General features: G+C 59.8%; 12 protein-coding genes. 4 read left to right on the top strand and 8 right to left on the bottom strand.

Annotated features, from left to right (window positions below; all coding sequences use genetic code 11):
* Window positions 1-11: 11 nt before the first annotated feature.
* The 3 genes from AC3IUF_RS16680 to AC3IUF_RS16670 all read right to left on the bottom strand — a co-directional run bounded on the left by AC3IUF_RS16680 (window position 12) and on the right by AC3IUF_RS16670 (window position 4,035).
* Window positions 12-2,189: a TonB-dependent siderophore receptor gene (locus AC3IUF_RS16680; RefSeq protein WP_463543188.1), complete on the bottom strand. Its 2,178-nt coding sequence runs from the start codon at window positions 2,187-2,189 to the stop codon at window positions 12-14.
* Window positions 2,190-2,463: 274 nt separating this feature from the next.
* Entirely contained in the window at window positions 2,464-3,303 is an 840-nt protein-coding gene (gene yghU, locus AC3IUF_RS16675) for a glutathione-dependent disulfide-bond oxidoreductase (RefSeq protein ID WP_007913089.1), read from the bottom strand.
* Window positions 3,304-3,414: 111 nt separating this feature from the next.
* Window positions 3,415-4,035: a LysE family translocator gene (locus tag AC3IUF_RS16670; RefSeq protein WP_489278667.1), complete on the bottom strand. Its 621-nt coding sequence runs from the start codon at window positions 4,033-4,035 to the stop codon at window positions 3,415-3,417.
* Between the two features lie 166 nt (window positions 4,036-4,201).
* Here AC3IUF_RS16670 and AC3IUF_RS16665 point away from each other — a divergent pair, with 166 nt between their 5' ends.
* Window positions 4,202-5,077, top strand: coding sequence for a LysR substrate-binding domain-containing protein (locus tag AC3IUF_RS16665; RefSeq protein ID WP_489278666.1), 876 nt, complete (start codon window positions 4,202-4,204; stop codon window positions 5,075-5,077).
* A 59-nt stretch (window positions 5,078-5,136) separates the two neighbouring features.
* Here AC3IUF_RS16665 and AC3IUF_RS16660 read toward each other — a convergent pair whose 3' ends face one another.
* The 3 genes from AC3IUF_RS16660 to AC3IUF_RS16650 form a co-directional block, all read right to left on the bottom strand.
* Entirely contained in the window at window positions 5,137-5,547 is a 411-nt protein-coding gene (locus tag AC3IUF_RS16660) for a GFA family protein (RefSeq protein WP_007913096.1), read from the bottom strand.
* Window positions 5,548-5,549: 2 nt separating this feature from the next.
* Complete coding sequence (locus AC3IUF_RS16655) at window positions 5,550-6,626, bottom strand: alpha/beta hydrolase family protein (protein WP_007913098.1); 1,077 nt, start codon at window positions 6,624-6,626, stop codon at window positions 5,550-5,552.
* Between the two features lie 88 nt (window positions 6,627-6,714).
* A complete protein-coding gene (locus AC3IUF_RS16650; RefSeq protein ID WP_007913108.1) occupies window positions 6,715-7,641 on the bottom strand; it encodes a LysR family transcriptional regulator in 927 nt (308 codons plus the stop codon).
* Between the two features lie 123 nt (window positions 7,642-7,764).
* Here AC3IUF_RS16650 and AC3IUF_RS16645 point away from each other — a divergent pair, with 123 nt between their 5' ends.
* Window positions 7,765-8,040 (top strand): DUF2798 domain-containing protein, encoded by a 276-nt coding sequence (locus AC3IUF_RS16645; RefSeq protein ID WP_007913109.1) that lies wholly within the window; start codon window positions 7,765-7,767, stop codon window positions 8,038-8,040.
* Window positions 8,041-8,149: 109 nt separating this feature from the next.
* Here the strand turns inward: AC3IUF_RS16645 and AC3IUF_RS16640 are convergent, their stop codons facing one another.
* Complete coding sequence (locus tag AC3IUF_RS16640; protein ID WP_007913110.1) at window positions 8,150-8,920, bottom strand: APH(3')-II family aminoglycoside O-phosphotransferase; 771 nt, start codon at window positions 8,918-8,920, stop codon at window positions 8,150-8,152.
* 185 nt (window positions 8,921-9,105) lie between these two features.
* Here AC3IUF_RS16640 and AC3IUF_RS16635 point away from each other — a divergent pair, with 185 nt between their 5' ends.
* Window positions 9,106-10,893, top strand: a complete 1,788-nt coding sequence (locus AC3IUF_RS16635; protein ID WP_489278663.1) for a thiamine pyrophosphate-requiring protein — start codon at window positions 9,106-9,108, stop codon at window positions 10,891-10,893.
* Window positions 10,894-11,052: 159 nt separating this feature from the next.
* On the top strand, window positions 11,053-11,823 hold the full coding sequence (locus AC3IUF_RS16630) for a DUF72 domain-containing protein (protein ID WP_489278661.1): 771 nt from the start codon (window positions 11,053-11,055) through the stop codon (window positions 11,821-11,823).
* Window positions 11,824-12,121: 298 nt separating this feature from the next.
* On the opposite strand, the gene AC3IUF_RS16625 is transcribed toward AC3IUF_RS16630, so the two are convergent.
* Window positions 12,122-12,337 (bottom strand): hypothetical protein, encoded by a 216-nt coding sequence (locus AC3IUF_RS16625; RefSeq protein WP_007919121.1) that lies wholly within the window; start codon window positions 12,335-12,337, stop codon window positions 12,122-12,124.
* Window positions 12,338-12,387 lie beyond the last annotated feature (50 nt).

Raw genomic sequence — 12,387 nt, 5'->3', positions numbered from 1 at the left:
ACGTCAGTGACTCAGAACTTGTATTTGGCGGTCAGCATGTAGCTGCGCGGGTTGCCATAGTTGTCGTTGGAACCCCACGTGACATTGGAGCCGATGGCGGAGTAGTAGACGCGGTCAAAGATATTGTTCGCGTTAACCTGAAGATCCAGGTGTTTGTTGACCTCGTACCCGGCCATCAAATCAGTGACGGCGTAGCCACCCTGTTCGAGGCGGTAGCTGCCGTTATTGGCCAGGGCGACATCGTTGTACATGCGGCTCTGCCAGTAGACGTTGCCACCCACGCGCAGGTGTTGCAGCGGACCCTGGAAGCGGTACACGGTGGAGACCTTGAACAGATGCTCAGGCGTGTCGGTATCGAAACGCTGATTGTTGTTCGTCGGGTTCTCGTCTTTGATGTAGTGCGCGCGGGTGTAGGTGTAGCCGGCGCCGACCTGCCAGTTGTCGGTCAGCGCGCCTTGCAGTTCCATGTCCACGCCTTGGCTGCGGATCTTGCCCGATGACCCGTAGCAGGTCAGGACCGGGCAACCGAACTGATTGTCGGCCAGGGTGGCGCGGCCGGTCTGGTCCATCTGGAACACGGCCAGACTGGCGTTGAGGGCGCCGTTGAAGTACTCGCCCTTGATGCCCACCTCGTAGTTTTCGCCGACGATCGGCTCGAGCACCTTGCCGCCGAGGTCCTTCTGGGTTTGCGGGGTGAAGATGTCGGTATAGCTGGCGTACACCGAGTGATGGTCGTCGAGTTTGTAGATCAGACCGGCATAGCGAGTGACGTTACGAGTGACCTTGTAATCGCCATCGCCGGAGCGGTCATCGTAGTCGTACCAGTCGAGACGGCCGCCGAGGATCAGCGTCAGCGGATCGGCCAGGCTCAGGCGGGTGGTCAGGTACACCGCGTCCTGGGTGGTGACGTTGCGGGTCTTGCCGTCACGGACGAAGTCAGGCTTGGGCGCGCCAATCGGCCAGGCCGTGGTGTACGGATCGTATTCCTTGGTGGTCGCGTCATATACGCGGTTGCTGGCGCCGACCACCAGTTCGTGGCTGCGGCCGAACGCTTCGAACGGGCCGCTGGCAAACACGTCGAGCGAGTGTTGCTTGTCGGTGTGATGGGATTGATAAGCGGTGGTTTCCAGCGGGCCGGCGTAGCGCGACAGGTAAGTCCCGGAGAACTCGCCGTCGAGGGTCGAGGACGAGCCGGCGACGTGCAGTTTCCAGTCATTGTCGAAGCGATGCTCGACTTCACCGAACACGGTGTCGATTTGCAGCTTGCGGTTTTCCCAGTCGGTACCCGGGTAGGTGGAGCGGGGCAGATCGAGGTGATGGCCGTTGGTGCCAATCGGCAGGCCGCCCCAGAAATAGTTGGTTTGCTCATTCTGCCGCGAGAAGCCGAGGGTCGCGGTGGTGCTGTCGCTCAGGTCGGCTTCACCGATGGCGTAGAACAAACCATGATCGTTTTCTTCCTTGTCGCGGAAGCTGTCGGCGCCCTGGTAGGAACTGACCACGCGGCCACGCAGGGTGCCGCTTTCGTTCAACGGGCTGGAGGCGTCGATCTCGCCACGGTAGTCATCCCAACTGCCGGCGGCGCCAGTGAGGGTGACGCGTTGATCGGCGGTCGGGCGTTTGCGCACCAGGTTGATCGCCGCCGAAGGGTTGCCGGCGCCGGTGACCAGGCCAGTCGCACCGCGGACGATTTCGACGCGATCGAACATCGCCAGGTTCGGTTGCACCGCCATCGAGAACGGCGAGTAGGAACTCGGCAAGCCGTCGTACATGATGGTGTCGATGTCGAAACCGCGTGAACTGTACGTCTGCCGCCCTGGGCCGCTGGCCTGACTGAGGAACAGTCCCGGCGTGCCTTGCACCACATCGTTGATGCTGGTCATGTTCTGGTCGTCCATGCGCTGACGGGTGATCACCGTCACCGCCTGAGGCGTTTCGCGCATGGTCAGCGACAGCTTGGTCGCCGTCCGCATCGGGCCAGTGGTGTAAGACTGAGTGTCCTCGGTGGTGCTGCTCATCTGCGTGGCGCCGATTTCCGTCGCATCCAGTTCCAGCGTGGTCGGCGCGGTTTTTTCAGGCGTGGCGGGCGTTGTCTCGTCGGCCAGTGCCGGTGCGATGCTGGCCATGCAGATGGCGAGCGCCAACAGGTTAGGTGAACGGTTTGAACGGCGGTGAATGGTGCGAAACGACATCAATCTGCTTCCCCAAATGATACGAAAACGAATCCAGTGCGAGTGCGTGTAGGAATTATTCGCATTAGTGTGTCAGATCATTCCGGGTGAAGAAAGCCGTACGGCTTAGTTAGTTAACGAATTTTTCACAATTGGCTGACCGCTCTGTGGCGCGGGTTGGCGCAGAGTCGTGGTTTTTTGGGGGGCAAATGAGGTGCAGCAGACCGGTCACAAAGGTCGGTGACCGGCGCTGCTGAGGGGCGTGCTCAGTGGGTGAATATGACGAACAGGGCTGTCAGTTCAGATCGCTGGCGTCGTGCCGCTCGGGCACTTGAGTCGCTTCATCGCCCCACGTGCGATTGACGCGTTGCCCACGAATGACTGCCGGCCGTTTGGCGATGTCTTCGGCCCAGCGCTGCACATGCGTGTATTCGTGCGCCGCGAGAAACTCGGCGGCGGAATAAACGTTGTTGCGCACCAGTTGCCCGTACCACGGCCAGACCGCGATGTCGGCGATGGTGTAGCTGTCGCCGGCCAGATAGGCGCTTTCGGCCAGGCGCCGATCGAGCACATCCAGTTGGCGCTTGGCTTCCATGGTGAAGCGGTTGATCGGATACTCCATCTTTTCCGGCGCATAGGCATAGAAATGCCCGAAACCACCGCCCAGGTACGGCGCGGCGCCCATTTGCCAGAACAGCCAATTCAAGGTTTCGGTGCGGCCGGCCGGGTCTTTCGGCAAGAAGGCGCCGAACTTTTCGGCCAGATACAGCAGGATCGAACCGGATTCGAACACACGAATCGGCGGCTCAACGCTCCGGTCCAGCAGCGCCGGGATTTTCGAGTTGGGGTTAATCTCGACAAAACCGCTGGAGAACTGATCGCCTTCGCCAATGCGAATCAGCCAGGCATCGTATTCGGCAGCGCTGTGTCCCAGCGCTAGCAGCTCTTCCAGCAGAATCGTGACTTTGACGCCGTTGGGCGTGGCCAGCGAGTAGAGCTGCAGCGGATGTTTGCCGACTGGCAGCGTCTTGTCATGGGTGGGGCCGGCAATCGGTCGATTGATACTGGCGAACTGTCCTCCTGACGGGGCTTCGTTTTTCCAGACCTGGGGCGGAACATACGGCGCTTTGCTCATCTAAGGGGCCTCTTCGTTGGCAAGTGGAAAAAATACCTCGCTGATAAGAGACAGGACACCACAGAACTCGCTGTGTAATCCAGAGGTCGCCAGGCCAAATGTCCCCTGCATTCAAGACTGGCCAATCCCCGGAATCAATAAACATGCGGCAAGGCCAATCAGGGCGGTGCCAATCACCCGGTCAATGACTCGCTGTTTTTCCAGCATGCGGCGGCGCAATCCCTCTGTGGAGAAGAACAACGCGACCAGACTGAACCACAGCCAGTGGGCCAGCGACATAAACAATCCGTACGCGAAGTTAATGGCGAGCGAGCTACCGGCCTGAACAAACTGGCTGTATGCCGCGACGACAAACAACATGGTTTTCGGATTCAGTGCATTGGTCAGAAAACCGCTGCGAAACACCGCCCAGGCTGAGGTGGCCGAGCCGCCAGCGTCCGCAAACGTCATCACCGAGGTATTGGTAAAAGATTTGATGCCCAGATAAACCAGGTATCCGCCGCCCAGCAGTTTCATCGCCATAAACAACAAGGGCGACTGCGTGATGATCATGGCCACGCCAAACACCGTGTAGAGCACATGAACCTGCACGCCACAGGCGATGCCCAGCGCCGCCATCAAGCCACTGCGTCGCCCGAACGCGTAACTGTTGCGGGTGACCATGGCAAAGTCCGGCCCAGGACTGATCACCGCCAACATCGTGATGGCGATCATCAGAAAAAACTCATTCATCAACATTCTCCAGTCATTATTTGCGCTACGTTAACTCACAGATGTCGCGCTGCATGACGCGACCCGGATCGTGATCAGTACAGCGTTTGGCGCGAATGATGAAGAATTGTCGTCTGCAGAAAAAACGATTTATAGTCGCGTAAATCTGTGAGAAATCGTCGTCTATATGAACTTGCCTCCATTGGCTGCCTTTCGTTTTTTCAACACCGCCGCGCAGACCCAGAGTTTCGTCAAAGCCGCGCAACAGTTGCACGTCACTCATGGCGCGGTGAGCCGTCAGGTGCGCTTGCTGGAGGAGGCGATCGGGGTCGAGTTGTTTGAACGGCGCAACCGGGCGATCTTTCTCAATCAGGCCGGTCGCCTGTTGTTCGAGGTCACTCGACCGATGTTCGAGCAGTTGGAAGGGGTGGTTTATCGTTTGCAGCAAGAGCGCCATGACGATGTGCTGGTGGTGTCTTGCGAGCCGACCATCGCCATGAAGTGGCTGATCCCGCGTCTGCCCGACTTTCACCGCAGCCACCCGCACATTCAGGTGCAACTGCTGACTGCCGGAGGGCCGATCGACTTCGCCCGTTCAGGTGCTGACCTGGCGATCCGCCGAGACGATTTTCACTGGGATGAATCGGTTCATGCCGTGACGATTTGCCAGGAGTGGATAGGCCCGGTTTGCCTGCCCTCGAAAAAGCCCGAGTCCGCTGATTTGCGCGGCGCCTGCCTGTTACGCAGCAAAACGCGTCCGCTGGCATGGGACAACTGGCTGCGGCTTGCCGGCCAAGGCGTACCGGACGGCAGTCGCGTCGACTACGAACATTTCTATCTGTGCATCCAGGCAGCATTGGCCGGCCAGGGCATCGGCATGGCGTCTTTTCTGATGGTGCAAAGTGAGCTGGAGTCCGGGCAATTGATCGCACCGTTCGGTTTTACGCAGGACGGATCGACTTACTGCCTGCTATCGCCACGGCCGTTCGAAAGCTGCGCCAACAGCACCGCCTTCCGAGTGTGGCTGACTGAAGCGATGAACGTGTGCCGTTCTCATCGCTGACCTCCTGAACAGAGCTGCTGCAACGAACCTGTTAACGCCTGGCGCACAATCAGCCCAACTCAGCGCTGCGGCCATTGATCCTTGATTTCAAACCACGGCGCCTTCGACGTTACTTCGACGTGTTGCTGTTTTTCGCTGGTGAACGTTGTGTCCAGCGTGCCCAGCGCGACCGAAATCCATTCCCTGTGCTCACCCTCATCACGCGCCCAGAACAGTGACGAGCCGCAGTGCGAGCAGAACTGGCGCTGTACCGCTTCAGAAGAACGGTAAGACTTGACTTGATCGGCCCCCGCCAGCAATTCCAGATTCTGGCGCAGCACGCTGCCATAGCTGGCAAATGCCGCACCATGGCTTTTGCGGCACTGGCTGCAGTGGCAGTGCGAAAGTGCTTTGGGCCGTGAGCGGATCTGGTATTTCACCGTACCGCACAGGCAACTGCCCCGGAAGGTTTGAGGGGAGGGCGTGAGCATTATTATTGGGAGTCCTTATAAGTGATGGCGTGTTTCAGGCTGCCGGGTGACTGCGCCAGAAACCCGGTAATCAGGGAAATCACTTGCTGCTGAATCACCGCGCGTGGACGGCCACCCTCGCCATCGGTGCAGATGATGCTGTCGCCCGGTACGTCTTTGTCGAGTATGGCCACGGCGCCAGGTTTGCAGATCGCCATAAAGGTGAAATGGCTGGCGTCGCTGATCTCGACGAAGCGCGATGAGGTTTTCGGCAGGCGTTTGGCGAGGTCGACGGATTCCAGTTGCGCGGGCAGTTCTTTCGACGGTACGCCGGCGGCGATCACCAGGATCGGTACGGGGTAGGTCGCCAGGCTTGCATCGGTCATCCCGCGCGACAGGCCCAGGTCCAGTGACACCACGGCAGTGATGCGCTTGTCACGCCAATCGGCGGCGAGCTGAGCTTTCGATTGCGCCGAGCTTTCAGTGTTCATCTGTTTATACGCCGTGCAACTGATCAATTGCGTTTGGACTTTGCAGTCGTCGGCAAAGCGCTTGGGGTCGAAGCGCGCGCCGCCGCTTTCCAGCACCGTCCAGCCACCGAGAGAATGGCCGATAACGGCAATTCGATCCTTGGCCACCGTACCGAATTTACCCGGTTGCGCCGTTACCGCATCAATGGCACGGCTGAGGTCAACGGGGCGTTGCCACAGTTGCGCTGCTGCTTGCGGGCTGCGATCGCGGCTGGTAGTGCCGGGATGGTTGACCGCGGCGACGATGTAACCCTGATGGGCCAGCGCACTGGCCAGCCACGTCTGGTTGATCCAGCTGCCGCCGTTGCCGTGGGAAATCACCACCAATGGATGCTCACCCTTGGCGGCTGGGGCGTCGAGCACGGCTGGGGCGCCGACGAAGACCGGGTTGTCACCGAACAATTGGGGCGTCCCATCCGTGGTCGCACTCGGGTACCAGACGACCATTTCCAGCGGGCGCTCGTTGCGCGGGTCGGCCAGCGTGGCGTACTGGAAACCGACGGGTCCGGTATCAGCGAATACGTGGCTGCTCAAGCAGATCAGTAGCAAGGCGCCGAGAGACTTTTTCATTGTTGTTATCTTCCGTGATGGGCCGAATGGGCGAGGTGAACTTTGCCCGATTTCGCGCGCTTCAGCGAGCCTCTTTGATCCCTGCGTCTTAGGCATTTTCCATCGGCCAGCGTGTAGCCAGATGCGCTGTCAGATAGTCCAGAAAGGCTTTGACCTTCGGCGTCATCGCCGCGCGTTCCTGTACGCAGGCGTAGATGTCCATCGGCTCGACAACGGAGTGGGTGGCGTCGCTGTGTTCAAACAGCGGCACCAATTGCCCGCTCGCCAGATAAGGTGCCGCGACAAACTCCGCCAGCCGGGTGACCCCAGCGCCGTGGACCGCCATTTGCGCCAATGCATCGATGTCATCACTGACGGCGGTGGCATTGATCGGGGCATCGAAACGCCGGCCGTCGCGAGTAAAACTCCAGCGCAAAAAACGCCCGTCCAAGGGATAACGAAAGGCCAGGCAAGCGTGGTTTTGCAGGTCGTCTGGTGATTGCGGGCGACCGGCGCGTTGTAGATAGGCCGGCGCGGCGCACATGACGAAGGGCAGTGAAACGATCTTGCGCGCGACGATGCCGTCCTCCAGTTGCGGTTTGATCCGCAGGCTCAGATCGATGCCGTCCTGGATGTGGTTGATCTTGCCATTGGTGGTCGAGAGTTCGATGAGCAGACGCGGATGCCGAGCTGCGAAACCGGCGATCAGCGAGGCCAGCACATGGCGGCCGAACGCAGACGTCGACGCGATACTCAAGCGGCCTTGCAACTCGGTTTCATCGCTGCTGATCGAGCTTTGCGCGGCTTCCAGGTCCGCCGCAATACGGCGAACTTTCTCGTAGTAAACCGCGCCGTTTTCGGTCAGCGCCATGCTGCGCGTGGTGCGCTGCAACAGGCGCACGCCGAGATGCGCCTCCAGCCGATTGATCGTCTGGCTCACCGCCGCCGCGCTCACGCCCAAGGTCTTGGCGGCGCCGACAATCGAGCCGGCTTCAACCACTTTGATAAAGCTGGCAATCGCCGCTAACAGATTCATCCATGCCCCGTTGAGGGTTGATTCGTAAGTTCTGCTTTATAAAGTACCTGCGGTTGAGCGTCTAGTTGCAGCCGGAGGGCTTTGCTAACGTGCGGTCTCCCTGTCAATGGATGGAAACGCCTTATGAATCAACCAACAAACTCCGAAGCCATGATCCTTGGCCGTCGAAAGCTGTCGCCGCGCGCCACGCCTTATGTGTTTGCGTTGTACATGGCGACGATCATGGCGTTTCTGATGTCGCTGGTGATCACCGCTGCCAACTCCGGCATTGATAATGATTACCTGGGTAATGCCTTGCACGCCTACAAGCTGGCGATGCCTGCGGCGTTCCTGTGCATCCTCATCGTGCGGCCGATCGTGATCAAACTGGTCGCGTGGACAGTGCATCCGCATTGTTGAAAACCGCCACGTCAGCAGTGATTGTTCTGACGTCTTCGCGAGCAGGCTCGCCCCTCATTGGAACTCAATTCCCGGTGGGAGCGAGCCTGCTCGCGAATGGCCTGGGGTCTCAGAAAAATTCATCGAGCAACTGATAAAAGGCGATCCGCTGCTGATCCGGCTCGACGCCATACACCTCGAAAAATAGCGGTAGCCACTGCTCGCCGAGGTTGTCCGTGATGCTGTGCGCAGCCAACGCCAAATCCTGATAACGATCGGCAACGCCCAGGCGTCCGCAGTCGACAAACCCGCTGAAACGACCATTGGCTGCGAGCAGGTTGGGCAGGCACGCATCGCCATGAGTCACCACCAGATCCTCGTGCGCCGGGCGTGTGGCGAGCAACTGCTCGAACACTTCCTCGGCGGATTGTCCGAGGCGCGAGTCGTCGAAGTCTTCTTCATCGATCAGCCCGGCGAGCAGGTGTTCGCGGGCCCGTGTGATCTTCTGCTCCAGGCAATGATCGAACGGGCAACTGTCGATCGCGACCGCATGCAGTGCGCGCAACGCCTGGGCTGCGAGCGTGACGATCTGCTGCGGCGAGAGGTGCTCGCTGCTGGCCAGATCGCGACCGGCCACGGCGGTCATCAACAGCCAGTTGTGTTGCGCTTGCGTGGTGGTGTCGAGCACTCGCGGCGCCGGCAAATCCTGAGTCGCCATCCAGCGTAACCGCTGCACTTCACCGGGCAACTCGCCCCAGGTCATCACCTGTTCGGTTTTGACGAACTGCGGCGCAGCCCCGGCAGGCGTGATCCGCCATACATCAGCGCGCGATTCGCCAATGGTCTGCTGTTCAATGGCCGCACCGGCAAATTGGCTGCGCCATGCTGCTGGGAAATCCATGTCTTTTGTCCTTGTCATTATCGATGTGCGCATTGTGCCGCTCTGGCGGTTTTGTTCGCAAACAAGGATCGGCGCGCAGAAATCCATCGAAACTTCGCCAACGCCCCGAGTGTCCAGACCCTTACACCTCCCGGCGGATGTGCTGCCGGGACAGCTCCATGCAGCGGAGAAAGACGAGGATCGAGATGACGATGACAGTGGGAGATTTTCTGGTCGAGCGGCTCAGCCAATGGGGCGTTACGCGGATTTTTGGTTACCCGGGTGACGGCATCAACGGCGTGTTCGGCGCGCTCAGTCGGGCCAAGGGAAAAATCGAATTCGTCCAGGCGCGCCATGAAGAGATGGCTGCGTTCATGGCCTCGGCACACGCCAAGTTCACCGGTGAGCTGGGCGTGTGCATTGCCACTTCCGGCCCAGGCGCCTCGCACCTGATCACCGGCCTTTACGATGCGCGCATGGACCACATGCCAGTGCTGGCCATTGTCGGTCAGCAGGCACGCACGGCGCTGGGCAGTCACTACCAGCAAGAGCTGGATCTGGTGTCGATGTTCAAGGACGTTGCCGGGGCATTTGTGCAGCAGGCGTCGGCGCCTTCACAGGTGCGGCATCTACTTGATCGGGCCGTGCGCACGGCCGTGGGCGAACGCCGGGTAACCGCGCTGATTCTGCCTAACGATTTGCAGGAGCTGAAATACGAAGCACCGGCACGCGCGCATGGCACCGCGCATTCCGGGGTGGGTTACACGAAACCCAAAGTGTTGCCGTATGACGTGGATCTGCAGCGTGCCGCTGACGTTTTGAACGCGGGCGAGAAGGTCGCGATTCTGGTTGGCGCGGGGGCTTTGCAGGCGACCGATCAAGTCATCGCGGTGGCCGAAAAACTCGGCGCGGGCGTCGCCAAGGCTCTTTTAGGCAAGGCCGCGTTACCCGACGATCTGCCTTGGGTCACCGGCAGCATCGGCCTGCTCGGCACCGAGCCAAGCTACAAACTGATGAGCGAATGCGACACTTTGCTGATGATCGGTTCGGGTTTTCCCTACGCGGAGTTTCTGCCCAAGGAAGGCCAGGCGCGGGGCGTGCAAATCGATTTGCAGCCCGACATGCTCAGCCTGCGCTACCCGATGGAGGTCAATCTGGTTGGCGACTCGGCGGAAACACTCGCGGCGTTGTTGCCGCTGCTTGAGCAGAAAACCTCCAGCAAGTGGCGCAAGAAAGTCGAAGGCTGGCGCGGTAGCTGGGAGAAAACCCTGGAAAGACGTGCGATGGCCAAAGCCGACCCGGTCAACCCGCAAAGGGTGGTGTATGAGCTGTCACCGCGCCTGCCCGATCAGGCAATCATCACCAGCGACTCCGGCTCGTGCGCCAACTGGTTTGCCCGTGATCTGAAGATTCGCCGTGACATGCAGTGTTCATTGTCCGGTGGGCTGGCGTCCATGGGCGCCGCTGTGCCTTACGCGATTGCCGCCAAGTTCGCCTATCCCGAACGTGCAGTCATCGCGCTGGTGGGCGATGGCGCGATGCAGATGAACAACATGGCCGAGCTGATTACCGTCGCCAAATACTGGCGACAGTGGGCGAGCCCGAAATGGATCTGCGCGGTGTTCAACAACGAGGACCTTAATCAGGTCACGTGGGAGCAGCGGGTGATGGAGGGTGATCCGAAATTCGAAGCTTCGCAAAGCATCCCCGATGTGCCTTACCACTTGTTCGCCATCTCCATTGGCCTGAAGGGCATTTTTGTCGATCGCGAAGAAGACGTCGCCGCTGCCTGGGAGCAGGCACTGGCCTCGGAGGTGCCGGTGTTGATCGAGTTCAAGACTGATCCGAGTGTGCCGCCGCTGCCACCGCACATCAAACTTGAGCAGGCGAAGAAATTCGCCACGACGCTGCTCAAGGGCGATCCGGATGAGGCCGGGGTGATCCTGCAAACCGCCAAGCAGGTGCTCGGCGCAGTGTTGCCCGGAAAAAAGTAACCGGTTAATCGACAGGCAACTGTTGATCGTTCCCACGCTCTGCGTGGGAACGCCTCTAGGGACGCTCTGCGTCCAGTGACGCGGAGCTTCACGGGCAACTTTCCCACGCGGAGCGTGGGAACGATCACCGATCGAGTGGGCACGACAAGAGGTAAGTTGATGATTTTCGTGGGCTGTGCAGGTTGGAGTCTGGGGCGCGAGCATTGGCCGGCGTTTTCGGTGGAAGGCTCGCAGTTGCAGCGCTACGCTTCGCGCCTCAACTGCGTGGAAATCAACAGCTCGTTCTACCGCCCGCATCGTCGGCAAACCTATGAGCGATGGGCTGATGGCGTACCGGAGGACTTTCGCTTTTCGGTGAAAATGCCCAAACACATCACCCATGAATTACGTCTGGCGGGATGTGAGGCAGCGCTGGACAAGTTTCTGGCTGAGTGCGGCGGGTTAGGCGAGCGTCTCGGTTGCTTGCTTGTGCAATTGCCGCCATCACTGGCGTTCGACGCCACCATCGCCGAAGCCTTTTTTAAGATACTGCGTCAGCGCTTCTGCGGCCCTGTGGTGCTCGAGCCACGGCATGAATCGTGGATCATCGCTGAGCCGATGTTGATGACTTGGCAGATCGCCCAAACAACCGTCGATCCCTCGCGCATCAGCAATGATGCTGCGCCCAGTGGCGGGGGGGGAACCCGGTATTGGCGCCTGCACGGCTCACCGCGCATTTACCACAGCGCCTACGATTCAACTTATCTGCTAGACCTCGCACAAGCTCTGCAATCAGCGGCCGCAGCAGGTGCTGCGACCTGGTGCATATTCGACAACACCGCCAGCGGCGCAGCGCTGGGCAACGCCTTGACGCTGGCCACACTGACGGCCGATTGGGCGCAGGAATGTGCGGCCGTGAAACTCAACCTGGCGAAGAAGCCCTCACCCTAGCCCTCTCCCAGAGGGAGAGGGGACTGACCGAGGTGTTTGTGCAAGTAACGCCGACTTGAAATACCGAGTTGAACGCAAGATTTGAAAAAGCGCACAAATCGACTCCCTTTCCCCCTCGCCCTTGGGGGAGAGGGGACTTACCGAGGTGTTTGTGCAAATGACGCCGACTTGAAATACTGAGTTGAACGCAAGATTTGAAAAGCGCACAAATCGGCTCCCTTTCCCCCTCGCCCCTTGGGGGAGAGGGCTGGGGTGAGGGGGTAGATCGAACAGACTGTCGCGATCGCCTGCAAAACCACTAATTACCATCGGCCACTTTGCGCTCTATCTCATCGATCTTGCGCTGCAGCGTCTCGGCGTCCTGCTCCTTCACTCTCGTGGACGAGGGCGTGATGACCTTATCCACGGCTTCGGTGTCATCGTCCCGGTCTTCAAGATCGCGCTCGACCACATTCACCGGTTTGCCAGACGTGTCGGTTGGCGGGGCGTTGGGGGTTTTCTCGTCGTTGTTCATGTTGGTGACCTCCAGGGGTGTAAACATTGGAGGCAGGCAGTGCGGCAGGC

The organism is Pseudomonas sp. KH_040 (assembly GCF_057839305.1).
This window is presented reverse-complemented; position numbering and strand designations above follow the sequence as displayed.